This is a genomic window from Amycolatopsis sp. NPDC045836, from assembly GCF_056431745.1.
The window spans coordinates 244,744-267,371 of sequence record NZ_JBWKKF010000007.1 but is presented as its reverse complement, the minus strand read 5'-3'; the positions used below and the strand labels follow the sequence as shown (position 1 = coordinate 267,371).

Genomic DNA, 22,628 nt, shown 5'->3' with positions numbered 1-22,628 from the left:
TCCGCGCGTTGTGCCGGTGACGAACCAGCTGTGATACTTCGCGCCCTGGTCCGAAGCCGAGCGCGGGAGGCGGGAGATGATCCGGGAACGAGCCCTGGTACTGGTGGGCGTGCTGGCGGCGGGCCTGCTGCCCGCCACCCCGGCGTCGGCTGCGCCACCAGCGCCGCTGGTGCAGCCGATCCCGGCCGAGGCCGGGCGCGGGCACGCGGTCAGCGGCGCCGAAGGCATCGTGGACCTGGACCGGCTCGGCTACGTCGAGAGCGAGTACCTGCTCTCCGGCACCGCGGAGACCTACGCGCAGGACGGCGCCTGGGTCTCGGACGGCGTCTGGCCGGTCGAGGTGGCGAGCACCGGTAACCCGTACACCACCCGGATGCTCGTGCAGCGGCCCGCCGATCCGGCGAAGTTCAACGGCACCGTGGTGGTGGAGTGGCTCAACGTCAGCTTCGGCGTGGACATCCCGGTGGACCTGTCGCAGTCCTACGAGTACCTCGCCAGGCAGGGCTACGCCTACGTCGGCCTGACCGCCCAGCAGGTGGGCGCGGAGAAGGTGGCCGAACTCGATCCCGCGCGCTACCCCGGTGTCGAGATCAGCGACGACGCGCTGTCCTACGACATCCTGACCCAGGCGGCGACGGCGGTCCGCGCGCACCCGGAGATCGTCGGCGGCGCGCCGGAGATCGTGCTGGCCAGCGGTCATTCCCAGTCGGCCACGCGCCTGACCACCTACGCCAACGCGATCCAGCCGCGCTCGGCGGCCTTCGACGGCTTCCTGGTGCACGGCCGGGCCGGAGGCGCGGCGCCGATCGCCGGTGGCCTGCCGCCGGTGCACACCCGGGTCCGCACCGACCTGCCGGTGCCGGTTTTCGTGCTGCAGGCCGAAACCGACGTCATCCTGTCCGCCTCGGTGCGCCAGGACACGGCGAAGGTGCGCACCTGGGAGGTGGCCGGCACCGGCCACGCCGACCAGTACGGCCTCGACCTGTACAACGCGGCCAACGCCAGGGACGGGGGCATCAACGGCGGTGCGCCGACCTACTGCGACAAGCCGGTCAACAACATGACCTTCCGGTACGCGCAGAACGCGGCCTACGACCACCTGAACCGCTGGGCCAGGGGCGGCGCCGCACCGCCGACGGCACCGCCGATCGACATGCTGTTCGGCCTCATCATCCGGCGTGACGCCGACCAGAACGCCCTCGGCGGCCTCCGGCTGCCCGACTTCGAGGTGCCGATCGCCACCCACAGCCCGCACAACACCGGCGGCAACGTGCCGGGCGCCTGCCTGATCCTCGGCACCACCACCCCGTTCGCACCGCCGCGGCTCGTGCAGCGCTACCCGGACCACGCCACCTACGTCGCCGAGTTCACCGCGGCGGCGGACCGGGCACGGGACGCGGGTCACCTGCTGCCCGCCGACCACGCCGAGGCGATCGCCCGCGCCGAGGCGGCCAAGGTGCCGTGAGCGCGTCCACGACCTGAGCCGACGTACCGGGGGGTGTTCGTGAACTCGTGGACCGCCTCGGTGACGACGGCGCCACGATCGCCGAACTCGGCGCGAGGCCGTTCTCGGGCACTGCCGGGCGGTGCTGCCCGGGAACGGCCGTGTGCTCATCGTCGAACCGCTGCTGCCGGAGCGGTGCCCGAGGGTGTTCCGGCGCTCGACGTGCTGGAAGCCCGGCTCACACCTGCTGGCCGAGCTTGAACCCCTCCTGCTCCGCGGTGTAGGAGAACCCGTCGGCGCCGATGGTGACGTCGGATTCCCGGGTTTCGGCCCTGGCGACCAGCGGCTGGGGCTTGCCGTCCAGGTCGAGCACGGTGGACGCTTCGGCGTACCAGCTCGGCACCACCGGGTTGCCCCACCAGTCCCGGCGCTGGTTGTCGTGCACGTCCCAGCTGATCACCGGGTTGTCCGGGTCGCCGGTGTAGTAGTCGTGCGTGTAGATCTCGATGCGGTGCCCGTCGGGGTCGCGCACGTACAGGTAGAACGCGTTGGACACGCCGTGGCGGCCGGGGCCGCGTTCGATCATGCCGGGACGGCGCAACGCGCCGAGGTGGTCGCAGATGTGCAGGATCTGGTGCCGTTCGTGGGTGGCGAAGGCGATGTGGTGCAGCCGCGGCCCGTCCCCGCCGGTCAGCGCCACGTCGTGCACCGTCGGCTTGCGGAACATCCAGGCCGCGTAGACGGTGCCCTCGTCGTCGCGGATGTCCTCGGACACCCGGAAGCCGAGGCCCTCGTAGTACCGGCGCGCGGCGGGCACGTCCGGGGTGTCGAGGTTGAAGTGGTCCAGTCTGGACAGCGCACCGGCACCGTGCACGTCGTAGCGCTGGGTGAAGCGCTCGGTGTGCTCGGCGTGGTGGAAGAACTCGACCGGGAAGCCCAGCGGGTCCAGCACGCGCACCGCTTCGCCGATGCCGCGGGTGGCCCCGGCCGGGCGGCGTTCCACCCGCACGCCCAGTTCCCGGTAGTACGCCTCGGCCAGCTCCAGATCGGCTTCGGACCGCACGCGGTAGGCGAGCACGGCCACCGCGGGCACCTCGCCCCGGCGCAGGATCAGCGAGTGGTGCAGGTACTCCTCGAAGGCCCGCAGGTAGATCGCCTCTTCGTCTTCGTGCGTGACGACCAGGCCGAGCACGTCGACGTAGAACTCGCGGGAGGCGGCCAGGTCGGTGACGACGAGTTCGGCGTAGGCGCAGCGGAGCACGTCCGGCGGGGTGGTGGTCATGACTGTCCCTTCTGGACGGAACCGAAACGGGGGGTGTGCACCTCGTCGAGCGTGACGTGGATCGCCTGCTGGTCGGTGTAGAAGTCGATCGAGCGGTAGCCGCCCTCGTGCCCGAGCCCGGAGGCCTTCACCCCGCCGAACGGGGTGCGCAGGTCGCGGACGTTGTGCGAGTTGAGCCAGACCATGCCTGCCTCCACCGCCTGGGCGAAGGTGTGCGCCCTGGTCAGGTCCGAGGTCCAGATGTAGGCGGCCAGGCCGTACTTGACGTCGTTGGCCAGCCGCAGCGCCTCGGCGTCGGAGTCGAACGGGGTGATCGCCACCACCGGCCCGAAGATCTCCTCCTGGAAGATCCGCGCGGTCGGCGGCACGTCGGCGAACACCGTGGGCGCCACGTAGTTCCCGGTGTCCAAACCGGACGGACGGCCGCCGCCGGCCAGCAGCGTGGCCTCGGTCTTGCCCAGCTCGACGTAGCTCATCACCTTCTCGTAGTGCTCGGGGTGCACCAGCGCGCCGACCTCGGTGGCCGGGTCGTGCGGGTCACCGACCACGATGTTGCGGGCCCGGTCGGCGTAGCGCTGGCAGAACTCGTCGTAGATGGCGCGTTCGACCAGGATGCGGCTGCCCGCGGTGCAGCGCTCGCCGTTCAGCGAGAACACGCCGAACAGCGTGGAGTCGATGGCGGCGTCGATGTCGGCGTCGGCGAACACCACCGCGGGCGACTTGCCGCCCAGTTCCATCGACATGCCCTTGAGCGAGGCCGCGCAGTTGCGGTAGATCAGCTGCCCGGTGGTGGTCTCCCCGGTGAACGAGATCAGCGGCACGTCCGGGTGCTTGACCAGCGCGTCGCCCGCCTCCTCGCCGAAGCCGTTGACCAGGTTGAACACCCCGTCCGGCAGCCCGGCGTCGCGGAAGATCCCGGCCCACAGGCTGGCCGAGAGCGGGGTGAACTCGGCGGGCTTGAGCACCACCGTGCAGCCCGAGGCCAGTGCCGGCGCCAGCTTCCAGCTCTCCAGCATGAACGGGGTGTTCCACGGGGTGATCAGCCCGGCCACGCCGATCGGCTTGCGGTGCACGTAGTTCACCTGCCGCCCCGGTACGGCGTAGGTGTCGTCGGCCTGGGCGACGACGAGGTCGGCGAAGAAGCGGAAGTTCTCCGCCGCCCGCTGCGCCTGGCCGAGCGCCTGGGTGATCGGCAGGCCGGTGTCGAAGGTTTCGAGTTCGGCCAGCCGCTTCCCCTGTGCCTCGACCGCGTCCGCGATCTTGTTCAGCACGCGGGCCCGTGCCCGGGGCAGCAGGCGCGGCCACGGCCCCTCGGTGAACGCCCGGCGGGCGGCGGCCACCGCCCGGTCGACGTCCTCGGCCTGGCCCGCGGCGGCGGTCACGTAGGGCTGGTTGGACACCGGGTCGAGCACGTCGAAGGTCTTGCCCGACAGGCTGTCGACCAGCTCGCCGCCGATGTAGTGCTGGATCTTCGACGGCAGCCCGTCCGGAACGTGGTGCTTCGCCATGCCTACTCGCCCTCCACCGCGGTGAGATAACTTTCGCCCTGCGCCAGCAGGTCCTTGATCCGGGCGATCCCCGGTTCGGTCGGGGTGATCAGCGGCGGGCGCACGTACCCCGAGCCGATCAGCCCGCGTTGGGCCAGCACCCACTTGCCCGGTGCCGGATTGGTTTCCACGAAGAGCAGGTCCACCAGCGGGTGCAGGCCGTAGTGGAGCTCCCTGGCCCGCTCGAAGTCGCCGGCTTCCCACGCCTCGTACATCTGAGCGCAGGCCGCCGGTGCGATGTTGGCCGTGGCGCTGACGAAACCGGCGCCGCCGAGCGCCAGCAGCGGCAGGCACAGCAGCTCGATCCCCGACCACACCAGCAGTTCCCGCCCGCACAGGTGCAGCACGCGGGAGAAGTGCTCGAAGTCCTTGGTGGTCTCCTTGACGCCGACGAAGTTGTCCAGCTCGCGGAAGAGCCGGGCGACCGTCTCCGGCGCGATGTCCACCGCGGTCCGGCTCGGCACGTTGTAGGCCACGATCGGCAGGTCCGGGAACTCCCGCGCGACCGTGCGGTACCAGGTGTAGAGCGCTTCCTGGGTGGGCCGCGCGTAGTACGGCGTGATGACCAGCGCCGCGTCGGCCCCGGCCTCGGCCGCGGCGGCGGTCAGTTCGAGGGTTTCGTCGAGCTTCGCCGAACCGGTGCCGGGTACCACCGGCACCCGGTCGGCCACCTCGGCGGTCACCGTGCGGATGGCCTCGGCGCGCTCGGCCACGGTCTGCGCCCCCGGCTCGCCGGTGGAGCCGCCGATGGAGATCCCGTGCGAGCCCGCCGCGAGCTGCCAGCGCACCAGGTTCGCCAGTCCCTCGTGGTCGAGTGCGCCGTCGGCGGTGAACGGGGTCATCAGCGGCGCGATCGAGCCCCTGATGGCCTGCGGATCCGAGCGGAATCGCATGGAGTTCCCTTTCTTTGTCCTGCGGTCAGTGGCGACCGGCCTGGTAGGCCAGGAAGGCGTCCAGGGTCGCCAGCCGGTGCTCGCGCACGGCCAGTTCGATCTCCACCGGCGGTGCCCCGCGGTCGAGCAGGTCGAGGATGTTGCGGTGCTCGCGCACCGATTCGTGGGCGCGGCCGGGCACGAAGCTGAAGGTCGAGGTGCGCAGCCCGCTGAGCCGGGTCCAGCCGCGGTTGACCAGGTCGAGCACCTGCGGATTGGGGCAGGTGCCGAACAGCACGCTGTGGAACTCGCGGTTGAGCGCGGTGAACCGGGACGGCTCGAAGTGGTCGAGGCAGCCGGTCAGCTCCTCGTTGAGCTCCTTGGCCCTGGCCAGCGCTTCGGCGGGCAGCGTCGGCGCGGCGAGCGCGGCGGCGTAGCCCTCGACCAGCGCAAGCGTTTGCATGGTGTGCTGGTACTCGCTTTCGTCGACCATCGCGACCTGCGCGCCGACGTTGCGTTCGAAGGTCACCAGCCCTTCGGCCTCCAGCAGCCGGATCGCCTCGCGGATGGGCACCGGGCTGACCCCGAGTTCCTGCGCGATCTGCCCGAGCACCAGCCGGAAGCCGGGGGAGAAGGTGCCGTCGCCGATGCGTTCCCTGATCCACTGGTAGGCGATCTGCGACTTGCTCAGCGTCGGGCTGTTCACCGCGTCGGCTGCCATCGCGCGTACTCCTCCCGCCACTGCTCGTTCATCGGGTACAGGCCCTCCACGGGGTGGCCCTCGGCGACCTGCTCGGCGATGAAGGCCTCCTGCCGCTCCTGCTCGATGGCCGCGTCGGCGACCTCCTCGGCCAGGGACGGCGGGATGACCAGCACACCGTCGGCGTCGCCGACGACCACGTCACCGGGCTGCACCGAGGCGCCGCCGCAGGCGATGGTGAGGTCGGTGTCCCACGGCACGTGCCGCCTGCCGAGCACCGCCGGGTGCGCGCCGGAGTGGTAGGTGGGGATGTCGAGCGCGGCCACGGCTTCGACGTCGCGCACGCCGCCGTCGGTGACGATGCCCGCGGCACCGCGGACCTGGGCCCGCAGGGCGAGGATGTCGCCGACGGTGCCGGTCCCGGTCACCCCGCGGGCTTCCATCACCAGCACGTCACCCGGTTCGAGGGCGTCGAAGGCGCGTTTCTGCGCGTTGAACCCGCCGCCGTGCTCGCGGAACAGGTCCTCGCGGAACGGGATGTACCGCAGCGTCCGCGCCCGGCCGATCAGCTTGGTCCCCGGCCGGGTCGAGGTGACCCCGTCGATGGACACCTCGTTGTAGCCGCGTTTGCGCAGCTGCGCCGACAGGGTCGCCGTGCCGACGCTCGTCAGCTTGGCCTTGAGTTCGTCGGTGAGCGTGAAACCGGTTTCCCCGTGGGCTTCGGCGCGCTGGCGGGCGTCCACCCGCGGCTGCGCCCCGTAATGTCCGAAGTGGACGGTTCCGGCGGTGATCGGCGTGACCAGCTTCCCGGTCGACCGCCCGTCGGCGGTGCTGACTTCGACCTCCACCACGTCACCGGGGCCGACCACCGAAGCACCGGCCGGGGTGCCGGTCAGGAGCACGTCACCGGGTTCCAGGGTGATCAGCTGCGACAGGTCGGCGACCAGGCGGCCGAAGTCGAACAGCAGGTCGGCCGTGGTGTCCTCCTGCACCAGCTCGCCGTTGACCCAGGTGCGCACGCGCAACCCCGCCGGGTCGACGGTGTCGGCGGGCAGCACGGCGGGCCCGAGCGGGGTGAACCCGTCGCCGCCCTTGGAACGCAGGTTCGACCCCTTGTCGGCGTAACGCAGGTCGTAGAGGCCGAAGTCGTTCGCGGCGGTCACCCCGGACACGTACGACCAGCCGTTCTCCGGGCTGACCTGGCGGGCCCGCTCGCCGATGACCAGCGCGACCTCGCCTTCGAAACCGAGCAGTTCGGTGCCGGCCGGCCGGGGGAGCGGGTCCCCGCTGGCGGCCACCGAGGTGGACGGCTTGAGGAAGTACGACGGCTGGGACGGCGTGCGGCCGCGCTGGGCCGCCCGCGACGGGTAGTTCAGGTGCAGCGCGATGATCTTGCCCGGCCGTTCGAGGCCGGGAACGGTGCTGGTCATGGGCAGGATCCTGACTGGTCCGAAAACATATCTCAGAAGGTATACGATCCGCGGCAGGCCATCAGTAGTGCAGCCAGACCGATTTGGTCTCCGTGTAGGCGTCGATCGCCCACGGCCCCATCTCCCGCCCCCAGCCCGAAGCCTTGTACCCGCCCCAGGGCGCGGCCATGTCCGGGATCGACGGCATGTTCACGAAAACCGCGCCCGCCCGGAGGCCGTTGGCGAACCGCTGCGCGGTGGCGATGTCACGGGTCCACACGGTGGCGGCCAGCCCGTACTCGGTGTCGTTCGCCCTGGCGAGCAGTTCGTCGGTGTCGTCGTAGGTGGTGACCGCGAGCACCGGGCCGAAGATCTCCTCGCGCATGATCTTCATGTCGTCGGTCGTCCCGGTGAACAGCGTGGGCGCGTAGAAGTAGCCGTCGCCGTCCACCGCGCGCCCGCCGGTGACCAGTTCGGCGCCCTGCTCGCGGCCGGTCGAGACGAGGAAGTCCACGTGCTCGCGGTGCTTCGCCGACACCAGCGGCCCCAGCTGCGTCGACTCGTCGAGCCCCGGCCCGATCCGGAGACCTTCGAGCCCGGCCGCCAGCTTGTCGACGAACTCCTGTTCCCGCTTGCGGTCGACGAAGAACCGGGTGTACGCGGCGCAGACCTGGCCGCTGTTGAGCGTGGCACCAGCGAGGTTGCCGGCCACCGCGGCGTCGAGGTCGGCGTCCGCGGCGATGATGCTGGGTGCCTTGCCGCCGAGTTCGAGGGTGAGCCGCTTGAGGTTCGACTCCGCGCTGGCCGCGGTGATCAGCTTCCCGACCGCGGTGGAACCGGTGTAGGACAGGTGGTCCACGCCGTGGTGCCGGCTCAGCAGCGCACCCACCGCGCCGTCGCCGGTGACCAGGTTGACCACGCCCGGCGGGAACCCGGCCTCGGCCACCAGCTCCACCAGCCGGATGCTGGTCAGCGGGGTCACCTCGCTGGGCTTGACCACCACGGTGTTGCCGGTGGCCAGCGCGGGCGCGAGCTTCCAGACCAGGATCATCAGCGGGAAGTTCCACGGCGTGATCAGCGCGTTCACCCCGACCGGCTCGCGGCGGGTGTAGTGCAGCGTGTCCGGGAAGGACACCGGGTTCGTGGTGCCCTGGATCTTGGTCACCCAGCCGGCGAAGTACCGCAGGTGCTCGGCCGCGCCGGTCACGCTGACCTGGCGGGAGATGCCGATCGGCTGGCCCTGGTCGCGGGTCTCCAGCGCGGCCAGTTCCTCGTGGTGCGCTTCGACCAGGTCGGCCAGGCGGAACAGCAGCGCGGCGCGCTGGACCGGCAGCAGACCGGCCCACGCCGGCGCGGTCAGCGCCCGGCGGGCCGCGTCCACCGCGGCGTCGACGTCGGCCGCCGACGCGGTGCCCACCTCGTCGATCACCTGGCCGGTGGCCGGATCGTACGTCGGCAGGGCCCCGCCACCCGCGGCGGTCCACTGTCCGTCGATGAACAGGCGTGTGGCCATTATGCGTTCCTCCTCGACCGTTGTGGGATCGAGTATCGGGCGCCGCGCGGTCCCCGGTCTTGCCCGCCAGGGCACGCCGATTGTCGGCCAGCGAAGCGAATCCGCCGGAGGGCCGGGCCGGGTGGGAGAACTGGGGCCATGGACGTCATCGTGGTGGGTGCGGGTTCGGCGGGTTCGGTGCTGGCCAGGCGGCTGGCCGACGCGGGTGCGCGGGTGCGCCTGCTCGAAGCGGGCGGCCCGGACACCAATCCGGCCATCCACGACCCGTCGCGGGCGGGCGAGCTGTGGCACGGTCCCGAGGACTGGGACCACCACACCGTGCCGCAGCCGCACGCGGCCAACCGGCGGCTGCACCTGCCGCGCGGCAAGGTGCTCGGCGGTTCCCACGCGCTCAACGCGATGATCTGGGTCCGCGGCGCGCCCGAGGACTACGACGGCTGGGACCTGCCCGGCTGGCGCTGGCACGACGTGCGGCCGGTGTTCGAGCGGATCGAGAAGGACCTGCTGGAGATCGTGCCGAACGAGCCGCTGCACCCGATCCAGCAATCCATTGTGGACGCCGCGGTGCAGACCGGGCTCGAGTTCAACCCCGACTACAACGCCGACCGGCTCGACGGCGTGTCCGTGCAGCGGATCACCCTGCGCGACGGCCGCCGGCTCAACACCTGGCTCGCCTACGCCCAGCCGGTGGCCGGGCAGCTGACCGTCCACACCGGAGCGCTGGTGCACCGGCTGCTCTTCGACGGCACCAGGGTGACCGGGGTGCTCGCCGAACTCGACGGGCAGCCGCACCGGTTCCAGGCCGATCAGGTGGTGCTCGCCGCCGGTGCGCTCGCCTCGCCCGCCATCCTGCTGCGCAGTGGCGTCGGTCCGGCGGGCGAACTGGCCGCGCTCGGCATCGAGGTGGTCGCCGACCGGCCCGGCGTGGGCCGCAACCTGCACGATCACCTGCTGTCCCCGGTCATCTTCGCCACCGACCGGCGTGAGGTGGAGCCACCCGCCCCCGGCCGCTCGGTCACCCAGACGCACCTGTTCTGGCGCAGCCGCCCCGGCCTGGCGGTGCCGGACACCCAGCCGATCCACTTCAGCGTGCCGATGTACGAATCGTGGATGACCGGGCCGGAGACCGGGTTCTCGCTGATGGCGGGCATGGTCTCGCCCCGCAGCCGGGGCAGCCTGCGGCTGTCCGGGCCGGACCCGGCCGACGAACCGCTGATCGACCTGGCCGCACTGGCCGAGCCCGCCGACTTCGAAAGCCTGGTCGCCTCGGTGGAGCAGTGCCGGGAGATCGGCCGCGCGCCCGCGCTGGCGGACGAGTGGGGTGCCCGCGAGCTGTACCCGGGCCCCGCCGCCGACGTGCGCGAGTACGTGCGGCGGACCGCCATCACGTACCACCACCAGGTCGGCACCTGCCGGATGGGCACCGGCGAGGACACCGTGGTCGATCCGACGCTGAAGGCGCACGGGCTCGACGGGCTGTGGGTGGCCGACGCGTCGGTGCTGCCGGTGGTGACCACCGGCAACACCAACGCGCCCGCGGTGCTGGTCGGCGAGCAGGCCGCGCGGTTCATGCTCGCCCGATAGTCCGGCGCAGCCAGGAGGAGCGGGTGGCCAGCGCGGCCCTGGTCACCTCGCTGTCCGGGGCGATCCGGTCGAACCCGTGGTAGGCGCCCGCCCACACGTGCAGTTCGGCGGGCACGCCCGCCGACCAGAGGCGGCGGGCGTAGTCCACGTCCTCGTCGCGGAAGATCTCGGCCGCGCCGACCTCGATGAACGCGGGTGGCAATCCGGAGAGGTCGGTGGCGGTGGCCGGAACGGCGTACGGCGAGCGGGTGCCGTTCAGCAGGGACCGCCAGCCGAACTCGTTGGCCGCCCGGCCCCACACCCCGCGCTCGGCGAACTCCACCGTGGACGCCGAGTCGTTGCGGTCGTCGAGCATCGGGCACAGCAGCAGCTGCCCGGCCAGCGCCGGGCCACTGCGGTCGCGCGCGAGCAGGGCGAGGCCCGCGCTCAGCCCGCCGCCCGCGCTGCCGCCGCCGACGACCAGCCTGGCCGGGTCGAAACCGAGTTCGGCGGCGTGGTCCACCATCCAGGTCAGACCGGCGTAGCAGTCGTCCAGCGGGGCGGGGTGCGGGTGTTCCGGCGCCAGCCGGTACTCCACGGTGACCGCGACGAAACCGAACTCCTCGACCAGGGCGACCATGCGCGGCAGGTCGGCGAACCGGTTGTCCACCACCATGCCGCCGCCGTGGATGTTGTAGAACCCGGGTGCGCCCGGTTCGGGGTGCGCCGGTTTGACGACGGTGACGACCACGCCGGTGCCGGGCACCTCGTGGTCCGACCACACCAGGTCGCGGTCGCCGATCGCCTCGGCGCAGGTCTGGTTGGCCGCCACCATCGCCTGCCGGACGGCGGGCAGCGATTCGGCGCTGAGCGGGGGTCCGGCGGGCAGGCCGCGCAGGGCTTCGGCCAGTTCGGGGTCGAAGGCGGTCACGGTCCCTCCGGATCGACGACCCCGCGGTCGGCCCAGAACGGTTCGACCAGCTCGCGCAGCTGCCCCGCGCCCACCCGTTCGACCAGCTCGACCGCACCCAGGTTGTCCCGGAGCTGTTCGGTGCTGGTGGCGCCGAACAGCGTGGTGGTGTTGGCCGGGTGGGTGAGGGTGAACGCCAGGCACAGCTGCGCCGGGGTGGTGCCGAGGTCACCGGCGAGCTTGCGCAGGTCCTCGGCCGCGTCGGCGATGCGCTGCCGGATGCCGCCGGGGTCGCGGCCGACCTGGCGGGCACCGCTGTTCTTGCCCAGCAGCACGCCGCCTTCGAAGATGTCCGAGGACTGGAGCGTGACGCCGAGTTCGCCGAACACCGCCGCGAACGGCGCACCGTCCGGAATGGACCGTCGCGCCACGCTGTACTTGAGCTGCGCGATGGCCGGGCCGGGTACGTTCTCGGCCTCGGCGAAGTCGTGCAGCGCGCGGATGGTGCTCGCCGACCAGTTGTTCACCCCCCACTGCCGGATCAGCCCGGCTTCGCGCAACCCGTCGAGGTCGAGCACCAGCCGGTGCAGGTCGGTGTCGTCGCTGCGGAGGTCACCGAGCACCACCAGATCGGCGTGCTCGACCCCGGCGCGGAACAACGCGTTCTCCAGCTGGTCGCGCAGGCTCTGCGCCGGATACCCCTCCAGCCAGAGCTTCGCCGAGAGCAGGTAGTCCTCCCGCTTCAGCCCGGCCGCGCGCACCATGGCCGAGAACAGCACGTCGGTGAACACCGGTGTGCTGCCGGGAAAACCGTAGACGGCGACGTCGAACAGGTTGATCCCGGCGTCCACGGCGGTGCGCAGCATGGTCACCGCTTCGCGGAAGTCCATCCGGTCGTAGGTGTGCCACGAACCGAGCGAGAGCACGCCGGTGTGCGGGCCGTCGCGGCCGATGCGGCGTTGCGGAATGGCGGACATGGGTTCTCCTAGGGCAGACGGGGATCGATGACGGCCTTGAGTTCGCCGAGCCGCGACATCGACTCGACGGCGGCGGAGGCCCCGGACAGGCCGACGGGTTCGCTGAACAGCTCGTCCCACGGCAGCCGGGCGGCGAAGGTGCGGAAGAAGTGCACCGAACGGTGGTAGTCGGCGATGTCGCCGTTGAGCGAGCCGACGACGGTGAGTTCCTTGCCCATCACGGTGCCCAGCGCGACGGGGGTCGGCTGCGGGCCGGTGGACCCGACGATCGCCACGGTGCCGCGCTGGGCGGCGAACGCGACGGCCTCCGCGCCGATGGTCGGGCCGCCGGCGAAGTCGAAGACGTGGTCGGCCCCGCGCCCGCCGGTCAGCTCCTGGACCCGTTCGATGCGCTCCTCCGGGGTGCCGTCGACCGGGATGGTGGCCGTGGCACCGAAGCGCTCGGCGGTCCTGAGCCGGTCGTCCGGGCCGCCGACGGTGATCACCTCGGCCGCCCCGGACAGGCTCGCGACGGCGGTGGCGAACACCCCGAGCGCACCCGCGCCCTGGACCACGACGGTCGACCCGGCCCGGATGCCACCCGAGCGCGCGACCGCCCGCAGCACGGTTTTGCCCGCGCAACCGGACATCGAGGCCCAGGTGTCCTTCACGTCGCCGGGCAGCAGGAGCTTGGCCGCGCCCGGGGTGACGTAGCAGTGGCGCACCAGTCCGCCGGTGGCGTACGGGAAGGCGTCGGCGCGCTGGAGGAAGCCGTAACCGCGCTTGTCGCAGGCGACCGGTTCACGCAGGATCGTGCAGCCGTAGCACTTCCCGCAGGTCGATTCGGACCAGCCGATGCGGTCGCCGACGGAGACTTCGCGGCCGAGGGTGTCGGTGGTGCCGGGGCCGGCGGCCACCACCTCGCCGACCATTTCGTGGCCCAGCACCATCGGCAGCATGCCGGGGAAGGTCATCTGCCCGGACCACAGGTGCACGTCGGTGCCGCACAGCGTGGTGCAGGTGAGCCGGACCAGTGCCGCGCCGGGTTCGGGCTCCGGCGGCAGCGGCAGTTCCCGCAGGGTGAGCGCGGTGCCGTGCTCGGTGAGCACCGCGGCTTCGGTTCTGTTGGGCATCTTTTTAGTCTACAGTCGTGGAAGAAAAAGTCCAGACGCTGGAGGAAACCATGCCGTCGCAACACATTCGTCCCGCATCGCTGGTGGTGCGCGGCGGGCCGATCCACACCTTCGACGCGGCGGGCACGGTGGTGCGGGCGCTGGCCGTGCGGGACGGCCGCGTCGTCGCGCTCGGCGAAGACGTGGTCACCGGACCGGGCACCGAGGTGGTCGAGCTGGACGGGAGAACCGTGCTGCCGGGCATCAACGACTCGCACCTGCACGCCACCTGGCTCGGTGCGCGCTGGCCGGACACGCTCATCGGAAGCGCCGGTTTTGCCGGCGGGCCGGAGAAAACCGTCGAAACGGCGGCCGAACGCCGGGCGGCCATCCTGCGTGCGGGTGACCTCTGCGCGTCACTCGGGATCACCAGCTACACCGAGCCGGGGCTGGGGCCGGGGGAGCGCGGCTGCTTCGCGCCCGAGGTGCTCGAAGAATACGCGGCGCTGGCGTCGGAGGGCTTGCTGCGTGCCAGGGTGACCGTGCTGCGGTTGTTCGGCCTGCTCGACGGCGTCAGCACGCTCGCGGACTTCGAACGCGGCCTGCGCTCGCCGGTTCCGGAGGCCGATCCACGGTGGCTCAACGTGCACGGCGTGAAGATCTTCGCCGACGGCATCCCGCCGATGCGCTCGGCGTGGACGCACCACTGCTACGCCGACGGTTCACACGGCCACCTGCTCGTCGGCACCGAAGCCGACCTGGTGGCGATGATCGTGCTGGCCCACGAAGCCGGAATGGTGGTCGGGGTGCACGCCACCGGTGACCGCAGCATCGAGGCGGTGCTCGGTTCCCTGCGTCAGGGCGATCACGTCGTGCACGGCGACCTGGTGACGCCGGAGCAGCTGACCCGCATGGCCTCGCGTCGCATCGGCCTGACCACCCAGCCCGCGATCGCCGCGGCGATGGGCGGCATGGTGGCCACGGCACTCGGGGACGAGGTCGCCGCCCGCGCTTGGCCGCTGGCGGAAATGCTCGGCGCGGGCGTGCCGCTGACCTTGAGCAGCGACGCGCCGGTGGTCACCCCGGACTGGCGGGTGCACCTGGCCGCGGCCGGCCGGTTGCTGGGTGTGTCCGGTGTGGACTCCCGGCTGATGGCCCGGCTGCTGCGGTGCTACACGACCGCGGCCGCCGAACAGGATGGCGCGGCGGCGTGGAAGGGATCGCTGACCCCCGGCCGGGTGGCCGACTTCTGCGTGCTGTCGGCGGATCCCCACGAAGTCGCCTTCGCGGACCTGCCGGGGGTCGGCGTGGAGCTGACCGTGTCCGGCGGCCGGGTCGTGTACTCAGGTGAGCAGCTGCCCGCCGTCGACCTGCAGGCTCACGCCGGTCAGGTGGCCGGCGCCGGGGGAGGCGAGGAACAGCACTGAGGGCACCACGTCGGCGACGGAAGCGATGGAGCCCAATGGGATCCTCGCTTCCCAAGCCGCGCGGGCCTCGGTGTCCGAGGCGAAACCGGCGGTCATCGGCGTGAGCACCGGGCCGGGCGCGACGGCGTTGACGCGGATGCCGTGCGGGGCCAGTTCCAGCGCGGCCGACCGGGTGAGCGCGTCGACGGCGGCCTTGGTGGCTTCGTAGTGGCCGAGCCCGGGCGTCGGCTGCCGCGCGCCGATCGACGAGATGTTCACGATGACCCCGCGGGTGCCCGCCTCGATCATCCGCGCGCCGACCGCCCGGGTCATCAGGAAGGTGCCGCGGAAGTTGACCGCCACGCACCGGTCGAACACCCCGGTGTCCAGGCCCACCAGCGGCCCGCCGCCCCCGGCCAGCCCGGCGTTGTTCACCAGCACGTCGATCGGGCCGAACTGCCGGTCGACCAGCGCCAGGGCGGCCTCGACGGAATCGGCGTCGGAGATGTCGAGCTGCACGTGCTCCGCCCCGATCTCCCCGGCGACGTCGTGGGCGGCGCGGGCGGACAGGTCGGCGACGACGACCCGGTCCCCGCCGGACAGGAAGGCTTCGGCGACGCCCCGGCCGATGCCACTGGCACCACCGGTCACCACCACGGTTCGCTTGTTCATTCTACGATCGTAGACTAAAAATGAGTTCTCCGGCGAAAGGAAATCCTCGTGCAGCACAACGGTTTGGGCTTCGGCACCTCGGTACTCGGCCTGGGTTCGTGGAACACCTGGGACCGCATGGAATTCGACGACGCGGTGCACCTGATCCGCCAGGCGGCCGACGCCGGGGTCACGCTGTTCGACGTGGCGCACTACAACATGGGCCCGCACGCCGAGCAGTCGCGCACCGACCTCATCTTCGGCGAAGCGGTCCGTGCCGCCGGGCTGGCCCGTGCGGAGTACCAGCTGTGCGGAAAGCTGTGGCTCTGGGACTACCCGAACACCGGCTTCGCCGAGCAGTTGGCCACCTCGTTCGACCGGATCGGCGTCGAGCGGGCGGAAGCGGTGGTGGTCGGTGACTACTTCGAGCGGCCGGACGTGCCACGCATCGTCACCGAGGTGGCCGAGCAAATCCGAGCGGGCCGCTTCGACGTGTGGGGGGTGAACAACTGGATCGCCGAAGACCTGGACACCGCCATTGCTTTCGCCACCGAGGAGGGCCTTCCGGCGCCGGCCTTCGCGCAACTGAAGTACAGCGTGGTGCGCCGCTCGATGGCCGAGGGCCCGTTCTACCGCAAGCACTTCGAAGCCGGTCGGCTGGCGTTGCAGGCCTCGGACGTCTTCGAAGGCGGTGTCCTGCTCGGCAAGGAGCCGACCCGCAAGATCGGCGCCGACCACGGCGGCATCCGGGAGTCGATCAAGGCCGCAGCCACCGACGTGGCCACCGTCGCCGCCGACTTCGGCGCCACCCCGTCACAACTGGCCATCGCCTACTGCCTGGCGTACACCCCAGTGGCGAACGTCCTGTTCGGCGTGAGCCGCGCAGCCCAACTGACCGACAACCTCAACGCCATCACCCTGGCGACCAACCACGGCAAAGAAATCCGCACTGCCCTGGACCACCTCTGGCTGGACCGCAACGTCCCCGCCGACGGCACCCACTAAACGAACAGAACATTCACCAGACCCCAAAACGGGACCACCCACACTCCCCCCACCCCGATCCGAAGCCAAAACACGGCGAAGACCTCGATGTCAAGGCATCTTTCCCGCCTTGACACCGAGGTCTTCGCCGTAGTCACCCTAAAAAAGCGGGGTGGGAAACCCCATCAACGAAGAAATTCCAGGGTCGCAGCCTTGAACTCCGGACCACGCAACGCCCCACCGTGATCCCCAGGCACACGAATCAACTCCGACCCCGCCACCACCTCGACGAGCTGCTCAATCCCCCGACTCACCGGGTCCTCCTCACCCGCCACGAACCGGGTGGGCACGTCAACCGCCCCCGCCACCGGCGCGAACGGTTCCCGGCGCAACCCCTCGACGCACCGGGCCAGCGCCACCGGGTTCCGCCCCGGCGCGGTGATCATGTGCGCGATCATCGCGGTGAGCGGATCGGACGGCGGTTTCCCGCCCTCGGCGAAGGCCAGCGCGGCCTCCAGGTCGACCGCGCCGAACGGTTCCACCGGGCTCAACCCGGCCAGCACCAGCCGCCGCACGGGTGCCTGGGCGGGCAGTTCCCAGGCGAGCCGGGCCCCCAGCGAATACCCGACCACGTCCACTTCGGACAGATCGGCGACCAGCCCGGCCAGCTCGGCGGTGATCGCCTTCGGGGTGGGTGGGTCGCCGGGCGCCGGGCTGGAGCCGTGCCCGGGCAGGTCGGGGACCAGCACCGCGCGCCCGGCGGCGGTCAGCGCCGACGGCCAGCCGGTGGTGATCCAGTCGGTGTGCCCGTCGGAGGCGAAGCCGTGCAGTAGCAGCACGGGTGGTCCCGACTCGGTCTCGGGGGCGAAGCGGCGCACGGCCAAAGTGGTGGCGGACAACGGACTCCTTTCTCAGCTACGAAACGGGCCGGGTGCGCAGGCGCTGCAGCTCGCTCAGCGTCCTGGCCCTGGCGTCGACGGCGATGCGCAGGGACGAGCCGATCAGGTTCAGCAGGAACACGCAGACCATGATCGTCACCCCCGGCACCACCACCAGCCACGGTGCGACCACCAGGTACGACCGGCCTTCGGCGATCATGTTGCCCCAGGTCGGCGTCGGGGGAGCGATGCCGAGGCCGAGGAAGCTCATCGCGCCGTCGACCAGCATCGCCGACGCGGACAGGATGACCACCTGCACCAGCGCCAGCGGCAGCACGTTCGGGAACACGTGCACCAGCAGGATCTTCCACCTGCTCATCCCGGACACCCTGGCCGCGCCGATGTAGGCGCGGGCGGCGATGCCGAGCACCCGGCTGCGGATCACCCTGGCGGTGAACGGGGTGAAGATGACCGTCAGCGCGATCAGCTCGGTCCAGATGCTCGCGCCCAGCGAGATGGCCAGCGCCATCGCCAGGATGATCGCCGGGAACGACATCCAGGCGTCCATCACCCGCATCAGCACCGCGTCCGCGGCCCGGAAGAAGCCGCTGACCAGCCCGATCACCATTCCGGAGAAGGCCGCGCAGAGGGTGATCAACGCGGCCAGCCCCAGCGAGGCGCGCCCGCCGGAGACCAGCCGGGCGAGCACGTCGCGGCCGAAGGAGTCGGTGCCCAGCGGGTGCGCCGCCGACGGCGGCAGCAGCCGGTTCACCGGATCGGTGGCGCTCACGCTCGGCAGGAAGAACGGCAGCACCACCACCGCGAGCACGATCAGCGCCAGCAGCGCGCTGGAGATCACCAGCAGCCGGTTGCGCCGGAACACCCGGGCCGCCCGGCGGGGAGCCGGCGCGTCGGCCACCGGGGCGGACGGATCGGCCAGAGCCACGCTCATGCCACACGCACCTTCGGGTCGAGCAGTGCGTACGACAGGTCGACCAGCAGGTTGACCAGCACGAACAGCACCGCGACGAACAACGTCACGCCCTGGATCAGCGGGAAGTCGCGGGTGGAGACCGCACCCATCAGCAGGTGGCCGAGGCCGGGCACGACGAAGATGGACTCGATGATCACGATGCCGCCGACCAGCATGGCGAAGTTGCTGCCCAGCTGGGTGATCAGCGGCATCAGCGCGTTCGGCAGCACGTGCTTGAGCATCACCTGCCGCTCGGACAGGCCCTTGACCCGCGCGGTGCGCAGGTAGGCCAGCGGCAGTTCACCGAGCAGGCTCTCCCGCAGGGTCAGCACGAACAACGCGGTCTGCCCGATCACCAGCACGGTCAGCGGCAGCACCAGCGCGGGCACCGCGGTGGCCGGATCGGTGAACAGGTTCTCGTAGCCGCTGGACGGGAACCACCGCAGCGTCACCGAGAACACCAGCACCAGCACCAGCGAGATCCAGAAGTCCGGCATCGCCATGCCGAGCGCGGAGAGCCGGTCCAGCGCCCGCGCCAGCGGGTTGCGCGGTGACACCGCCTGCCAGGAGGTGATCGCCACCGACAGGAAGAAGCTGATCACCGTGGACAGCACGGCCAGGGTCAGCGTCGGCAGGATGTGCTCGGCGACCACCCCGAGCACCGGGGCGTGGTAGGTGATCGACGTGCCGAAGTCGCCCTGCAGCACGTTCCCGGCCCAGCTCAGGTACTGCTCCCACAGCGAGCCGTTGAGCCCCATGCTCTCCCGCAGCGCGTCCACGTCGGCCGGGCGTGCGGTCGGACCGAGGATGGCCTGCGCCGGGTCGCCGGGGATGAGCCGGATGACGAAGAACATCATCGTGCCGACGATCACCAGGATGATCAGCAGGTCGCGCAGCCTGCGCAGCAGCAGCCCGGTCATGCGGCCAGCCAGGAGTTCCAGAACACGCGGTAGAAGTCGCCGTAGCCCTTGAGCTTGGGGGAGTAGGCCGCGTACAGCTTCGACTGGCTCAGCGTGATCACCGACAGCTGCTGCCAGGTGAACGCCTGGAACTTCTCCACCACCGCCCGCGCCTGCTCCGGCGAGGTCGAGGCGTTGTACTCGGCCATCAGCGCGTCCAGTTCGGGCGAGGACGAGCCGTTCAGCGTGCCGAGGGTGAGCGCGGGCATCTGGGCGGGTGAGGTCAGCGCCGAGTCGAAGAACAGCGTGGTCAGGTCCCAGCCACCCGGGTCCTTGGTCAGCGTGCCCAGCATGGTGGCGAAGTCGAAGGTGTCGATCTTGGTGTTGATGCCCAGCTCGGACAGTTCGTCCTGGATCAGCACCGCCCACTTGCCGAACTCGGGGTAGGAGTTCGTGGTGACGATGCGGATGGTCGCCCCGGCGGTGACCCCGGTTTCGGCGAGCAGCTGCCGGGCCTTCTCCGGGTCGCGCTGCCGGTAGACCTCGTCCCCGGCGGTGGAGTGGAACGCCTTGTTGTCCGGGGAGGCGAAGGCCCCGGTCTCCACGGTGAGGTCCTTGCTGCCGCCGGTGGCCGCGTTGATGGCCGGCTTGTCCAGCAGCAGGTTCAGCGCCTGGCGGGCCCGGGGATCGGCGAAGCGGGAGCCGGGGTTGAAGTTCGGGATGATCACGTTCTGGTTGCCGCCGGGCAGGTTGTGCACCACCACCGCCGGATTCGCGCGCAGCGTCTCGAACTGGTCGTTGGTCGGCATCACGTGGTCCCACTGGCCGGTCTGCAGGCCGTTGATCAGCGCGTCCTGGTCGGAGACCACCTTGTAGGTCACCGTGTCCAGGTAGGCGTGCTTGGCCCCGGCCTGCCCGCCCCAGTCCTCCTCGGACCGCGAGGCGTAGCCGGGGTGCCGTTCCAGCACCAGTTCCCGGCCGATGTCCCAGCTCTTCAGCTTGTACGGCCCGGTGCCGATCGCCTTGTCCTGGGAGAAGCCGGTCGGCGGCAGGCCGGCGAGGTTCTTCGCCTCGTAGATCTCCGTGCCCGCCCCGGACAGCTCGTCGATCAGCGGGTAGCGCGGCCGCTTGAGCTTGATGGCCACGGTGGCCGGGTCCGGCGCGGTGATCGACTCGATGTCCGGGGAGACCAGCTGCCCGGTGCGGTGGCCCTGCTGCCAGCGCTGCAGGCTGGCCACCACGTCGTTCGCGGTCAGCGGGTTGCCGTCGTGGAAGGTGACGCCACCGCGCAGCCGGAAGGTGTAGTCCAGCCGGTCCGGGCTGATGGTGTAGTCCTGCACCAGCATCGGCCGCGCGGTGAACGTGCGGTCCACCTCGAACAGCTTCTCGTACATCATGTTGCCGATGTGCGCGGTCACCTGGCCGGGATTGGCGACCATGTCCAGCGACTGGGGGTCGGTGGGCACGGCGACGTCGAGGTTGCCGCCGCGCACCGGCGGGCCGTCGGCGGCTGGGCCACCGCCCGCCGCCCCCATGCAGGAGCTGAGCAGCACGGCGGTCACCACGCCGAGCACGGCCGAGGTCAGGGTTCGTCGTCTCATGAGTTCCGCAATCCTGTGTGGGGGAAGGAGGGCAGTTCGGGGTTCGCCGCGAGCAGGCGGCGGGTGTAGTCGTGCCGCGGGCGCAGCCGGACCTCGTCCGGTTCGCCGACCTCGATCAGCTCACCCCGGTACATCACGCCGACGCGGTCGGCGACCGACAGCACCAGGCTCAGGTTGTGGGTGATGAACACCAGGCTCAGCGCCCGCGTCCGCCGCAGGTCCAGCAGCAGGTTCATCACCTGGCCCTGCACCGAGACGTCGAGGGCCGAGGTGGGCTCGTCGGCCACGATCAGCTCGGGTTCCGCGGCGATCGCACGGGCGATCGAGACCCGCTGCCGCTGGCCACCGGACAACTGCGACGGCAGTTTGGCCGCGGTGCCCGCCGGCAGGCCGACCTCGTCGATCAGCTCGGCGACCCGGCGGTCGAGTTCGGCTCCGCGCAGCCCGGTCAGCTCCCGCAGCGGTTCGGCGATGATGCGGGCGGCGGTGTGCCGCGGGTCGAGTGAGCTCTGCGGGTCCTGGAAGATGAGCTGGGCGCGGCGGCGGAAGGCGCGTTCGTCACCGTCGAGCCCGGCCGGGGTGCAGCGGTGCTCGCCGAAGGCGATCGCGCCGCCGGTCGGCGGTTCGAGCGCGCTGATCAGGCGGCCGAGCGTGGTCTTGCCGGAACCCGATTCGCCGACCAGGCCGAAGAACTCGCCGGGCTCGACGGTCAGCGACACCTCCTTGACCGCGTGCACCTCGGGTTCGCGGACCAACGAGAAGCGGCCGCGGCGTCCGTACACTTTGGACACTTTTTCGATGACCAGCGGGGTGCCCTCGCCGGTGCGTTCCGGTTGCGCGCGCAGTGCCCTGGTTTCGGTGGCCACCGCCGATTCGCCGTTCATCGCGGCTTCGAGCAGCGCCTCGGAGATGGTGGGGAAGCCGTCGCGCCTGCTCACGCCGAGCTGCGGCACGCAGTCGAGCAGCGCCCTGGTGTAGGGGTGCTTCGGGTTGCCGAGGATGTCCTCTTTGGACCCGAGTTCGACCAGCTCGCCGCGGTACATCACCGCGATCCGGTCGGCCACCTGCGCGGCCACGCCCATGTCGTGGGTGATGAACACGCAGGCGGTGCCGTGGTCGCGGCGGACCCGGTCGAACAGGGTGAGGATCTCCGCCTGGGTGGTCACGTCCAGCGCGGTGGTCGGCTCGTCGGCGATGAGCAGGCTCGGGTCGGCCATCAGCGCCAGCGCGATCATCACCCGCTGCTGCATGCCACCCGACATCTGGTGCGGGTACAGCGAAAGCACGCGCTCGGTGTCGGTCAGGCCGACTTCGGCGAGCAGCCCGCGTGCCTTCGCTTCGGCTTCGCGGTGCAGCGGGGTGCCCTTGCGGACCGCCTGCCGCGGCAGCGAACCGGGTTTGCGGTAGGCCTCCACCAGCTGCCTGCCCACGCGCTGGCTCGGGTTCAGCGAATCCAGCGCCTCCTGGAAGATCATGCCGATGCGCGGACCGCGGTAGGCCCGCATCTCGTCGGCGGACAGCTCGGTCAGGTCCACGCCGTCCACGGCGATCCGGCCGCGGGTGCGCACCGGCGCGACGAACTCCAGCAGCCGGATGATCGACAACGCGGTCACCGTCTTGCCGCTACCGGACTCGCCGACCACGCAGAGTGTCCGGCCCTGTTCCAGGTCGAACGAGAGTTCGCGGACCAGTTCGCGCTCGGTTTCGTCGGTGAGCACGCCGACGGTGAGTTTTCGTAGTTCGAGCAGGGTCATGAATTCCCCTTCCTCGTGCCCGCCCGACGCGGACCGGACTGCCGGGGAACGGGGGCCGCCGGCAGGGGTAGTTCTACGCATGTTGACACCGGTGGGGTGCCCTGTCAATGGTTATATTCTACGAATGTAGGAAGTTGATATCCGGCCGGTTTTGCTTGCTGGCCGGGGAAAACC

The 22,628-nt window shown here is 71.0% G+C and carries 19 protein-coding genes; 4 read left to right on the top strand and 15 right to left on the bottom strand.

Going from position 1 to position 22,628, the window contains the following annotated elements; genetic code table 11:
- Positions 1-76: 76 nt before the first annotated feature.
- On the top strand, positions 77-1,465 hold the full coding sequence (locus tag AC07EG_RS15610; protein ID WP_478253774.1) for an alpha/beta hydrolase domain-containing protein: 1,389 nt from the start codon (positions 77-79) through the stop codon (positions 1,463-1,465).
- A 217-nt stretch (positions 1,466-1,682) separates the two neighbouring features.
- On the opposite strand, the gene hpaD is transcribed toward AC07EG_RS15610, so the two are convergent.
- The 6 genes from hpaD to AC07EG_RS15580 form a co-directional block, all read right to left on the bottom strand.
- On the bottom strand, positions 1,683-2,726 hold the full coding sequence (gene hpaD, locus AC07EG_RS15605) for a 3,4-dihydroxyphenylacetate 2,3-dioxygenase (protein WP_478253773.1): 1,044 nt from the start codon (positions 2,724-2,726) through the stop codon (positions 1,683-1,685).
- On the bottom strand, positions 2,723-4,234 hold the full coding sequence (gene hpaE, locus AC07EG_RS15600) for a 5-carboxymethyl-2-hydroxymuconate semialdehyde dehydrogenase (RefSeq protein ID WP_478253772.1): 1,512 nt from the start codon (positions 4,232-4,234) through the stop codon (positions 2,723-2,725). Before hpaE ends, hpaD begins: the two co-directional genes overlap by 4 nt.
- Before the next feature lie 2 nt (positions 4,235-4,236).
- Positions 4,237-5,166 carry a 4-hydroxy-tetrahydrodipicolinate synthase gene (gene dapA / locus AC07EG_RS15595; RefSeq protein WP_478253771.1) on the bottom strand — a complete coding sequence of 310 codons (930 nt, stop codon included), beginning with the start codon at positions 5,164-5,166 and terminating at the stop codon, positions 4,237-4,239.
- A gap of 25 nt (positions 5,167-5,191) precedes the next feature.
- A complete protein-coding gene (locus AC07EG_RS15590; RefSeq protein WP_478253770.1) occupies positions 5,192-5,866 on the bottom strand; it encodes a GntR family transcriptional regulator in 675 nt (224 codons plus the stop codon).
- On the bottom strand, positions 5,848-7,275 hold the full coding sequence (locus tag AC07EG_RS15585) for a fumarylacetoacetate hydrolase family protein (protein WP_478253769.1): 1,428 nt from the start codon (positions 7,273-7,275) through the stop codon (positions 5,848-5,850). Before AC07EG_RS15585 ends, AC07EG_RS15590 begins: the two co-directional genes overlap by 19 nt.
- Before the next feature lie 61 nt (positions 7,276-7,336).
- Positions 7,337-8,767 (bottom strand): aldehyde dehydrogenase family protein, encoded by a 1,431-nt coding sequence (locus AC07EG_RS15580; RefSeq protein WP_478253768.1) that lies wholly within the window; start codon positions 8,765-8,767, stop codon positions 7,337-7,339.
- Between the two features lie 138 nt (positions 8,768-8,905).
- Between AC07EG_RS15580 and AC07EG_RS15575 the strand changes: the two genes are divergently transcribed.
- Positions 8,906-10,351 (top strand): GMC family oxidoreductase, encoded by a 1,446-nt coding sequence (locus AC07EG_RS15575; RefSeq protein ID WP_478253767.1) that lies wholly within the window; start codon positions 8,906-8,908, stop codon positions 10,349-10,351.
- On the opposite strand, the gene AC07EG_RS15570 is transcribed toward AC07EG_RS15575, so the two are convergent.
- From AC07EG_RS15570 to AC07EG_RS15560, 3 genes are read right to left on the bottom strand one after another with little or no spacing between them, the layout of a single operon-like run.
- Complete coding sequence (locus AC07EG_RS15570) at positions 10,335-11,261, bottom strand: alpha/beta hydrolase (protein WP_478253766.1); 927 nt, start codon at positions 11,259-11,261, stop codon at positions 10,335-10,337. The two genes, AC07EG_RS15575 and AC07EG_RS15570, sit on opposite strands and share 17 nt — an antisense overlap.
- Positions 11,258-12,217 (bottom strand): aldo/keto reductase, encoded by a 960-nt coding sequence (locus tag AC07EG_RS15565; protein ID WP_478253765.1) that lies wholly within the window; start codon positions 12,215-12,217, stop codon positions 11,258-11,260. Before AC07EG_RS15565 ends, AC07EG_RS15570 begins: the two co-directional genes overlap by 4 nt.
- Before the next feature lie 8 nt (positions 12,218-12,225).
- Positions 12,226-13,329, bottom strand: coding sequence for a zinc-binding dehydrogenase (locus AC07EG_RS15560; protein WP_478253764.1), 1,104 nt, complete (start codon positions 13,327-13,329; stop codon positions 12,226-12,228).
- Between the two features lie 50 nt (positions 13,330-13,379).
- Here AC07EG_RS15560 and AC07EG_RS15555 point away from each other — a divergent pair, with 50 nt between their 5' ends.
- Positions 13,380-14,735 carry an amidohydrolase gene (locus AC07EG_RS15555; RefSeq protein WP_478253925.1) on the top strand — a complete coding sequence of 452 codons (1,356 nt, stop codon included), beginning with the start codon at positions 13,380-13,382 and terminating at the stop codon, positions 14,733-14,735.
- Here the strand turns inward: AC07EG_RS15555 and AC07EG_RS15550 are convergent.
- Positions 14,652-15,386 (bottom strand): SDR family NAD(P)-dependent oxidoreductase, encoded by a 735-nt coding sequence (locus AC07EG_RS15550; protein ID WP_478253763.1) that lies wholly within the window; start codon positions 15,384-15,386, stop codon positions 14,652-14,654. The genes AC07EG_RS15555 and AC07EG_RS15550 overlap by 84 nt on opposite strands.
- 48 nt (positions 15,387-15,434) lie before the next feature.
- On the opposite strand from AC07EG_RS15550, the gene AC07EG_RS15545 reads away from it, so the two are divergent.
- Positions 15,435-16,370 (top strand): aldo/keto reductase, encoded by a 936-nt coding sequence (locus AC07EG_RS15545; protein WP_478253762.1) that lies wholly within the window; start codon positions 15,435-15,437, stop codon positions 16,368-16,370.
- 164 nt (positions 16,371-16,534) lie between these two features.
- Here the strand turns inward: AC07EG_RS15545 and AC07EG_RS15540 are convergent, their stop codons facing one another.
- From AC07EG_RS15540 to AC07EG_RS15520, 5 genes are read right to left on the bottom strand one after another with little or no spacing between them, the layout of a single operon-like run.
- Positions 16,535-17,248 carry an alpha/beta fold hydrolase gene (locus AC07EG_RS15540; protein ID WP_478253761.1) on the bottom strand — a complete coding sequence of 238 codons (714 nt, stop codon included), beginning with the start codon at positions 17,246-17,248 and terminating at the stop codon, positions 16,535-16,537.
- Between the two features lie 16 nt (positions 17,249-17,264).
- A complete protein-coding gene (locus tag AC07EG_RS15535; RefSeq protein ID WP_478253760.1) occupies positions 17,265-18,179 on the bottom strand; it encodes an ABC transporter permease in 915 nt (304 codons plus the stop codon).
- Positions 18,176-19,120: an ABC transporter permease gene (locus AC07EG_RS15530; RefSeq protein ID WP_478253759.1), complete on the bottom strand. Its 945-nt coding sequence runs from the start codon at positions 19,118-19,120 to the stop codon at positions 18,176-18,178. Before AC07EG_RS15530 ends, AC07EG_RS15535 begins: the two co-directional genes overlap by 4 nt.
- Complete coding sequence (locus AC07EG_RS15525) at positions 19,117-20,700, bottom strand: ABC transporter substrate-binding protein (protein ID WP_478253758.1); 1,584 nt, start codon at positions 20,698-20,700, stop codon at positions 19,117-19,119. Before AC07EG_RS15525 ends, AC07EG_RS15530 begins: the two co-directional genes overlap by 4 nt.
- A complete protein-coding gene (locus AC07EG_RS15520; RefSeq protein WP_478253757.1) occupies positions 20,697-22,454 on the bottom strand; it encodes a dipeptide ABC transporter ATP-binding protein in 1,758 nt (585 codons plus the stop codon). Before AC07EG_RS15520 ends, AC07EG_RS15525 begins: the two co-directional genes overlap by 4 nt.
- Positions 22,455-22,628: the final 174 nt, after the last annotated feature.

Coding starts and splice junctions, on each gene's coding strand:
- AC07EG_RS15610 (WP_478253774.1), top strand. CDS start 77: ATGATCCGGGAACGAGCCCTGGTACTGGTGGGCGTGCTGGCGGCGGGC.
- hpaD (WP_478253773.1), bottom strand. CDS start 2,726: ATGACCACCACCCCGCCGGACGTGCTCCGCTGCGCCTACGCCGAACTC.
- hpaE (WP_478253772.1), bottom strand. CDS start 4,234: ATGGCGAAGCACCACGTTCCGGACGGGCTGCCGTCGAAGATCCAGCAC.
- dapA (WP_478253771.1), bottom strand. CDS start 5,166: ATGCGATTCCGCTCGGATCCGCAGGCCATCAGGGGCTCGATCGCGCCG.
- AC07EG_RS15590 (WP_478253770.1), bottom strand. CDS start 5,866: ATGGCAGCCGACGCGGTGAACAGCCCGACGCTGAGCAAGTCGCAGATC.
- AC07EG_RS15585 (WP_478253769.1), bottom strand. CDS start 7,275: ATGACCAGCACCGTTCCCGGCCTCGAACGGCCGGGCAAGATCATCGCG.
- AC07EG_RS15580 (WP_478253768.1), bottom strand. CDS start 8,767: ATGGCCACACGCCTGTTCATCGACGGACAGTGGACCGCCGCGGGTGGC.
- AC07EG_RS15575 (WP_478253767.1), top strand. CDS start 8,906: ATGGACGTCATCGTGGTGGGTGCGGGTTCGGCGGGTTCGGTGCTGGCC.
- AC07EG_RS15565 (WP_478253765.1), bottom strand. CDS start 12,217: ATGTCCGCCATTCCGCAACGCCGCATCGGCCGCGACGGCCCGCACACC.
- AC07EG_RS15560 (WP_478253764.1), bottom strand. CDS start 13,329: ATGCCCAACAGAACCGAAGCCGCGGTGCTCACCGAGCACGGCACCGCG.
- AC07EG_RS15555 (WP_478253925.1), top strand. CDS start 13,380: ATGCCGTCGCAACACATTCGTCCCGCATCGCTGGTGGTGCGCGGCGGG.
- AC07EG_RS15550 (WP_478253763.1), bottom strand. CDS start 15,386: ATGAACAAGCGAACCGTGGTGGTGACCGGTGGTGCCAGTGGCATCGGC.
- AC07EG_RS15535 (WP_478253760.1), bottom strand. CDS start 18,179: ATGAGCGTGGCTCTGGCCGATCCGTCCGCCCCGGTGGCCGACGCGCCG.
- AC07EG_RS15530 (WP_478253759.1), bottom strand. CDS start 19,120: ATGACCGGGCTGCTGCTGCGCAGGCTGCGCGACCTGCTGATCATCCTG.
- AC07EG_RS15525 (WP_478253758.1), bottom strand. CDS start 20,700: ATGAGACGACGAACCCTGACCTCGGCCGTGCTCGGCGTGGTGACCGCC.
- AC07EG_RS15520 (WP_478253757.1), bottom strand. CDS start 22,454: ATGACCCTGCTCGAACTACGAAAACTCACCGTCGGCGTGCTCACCGAC.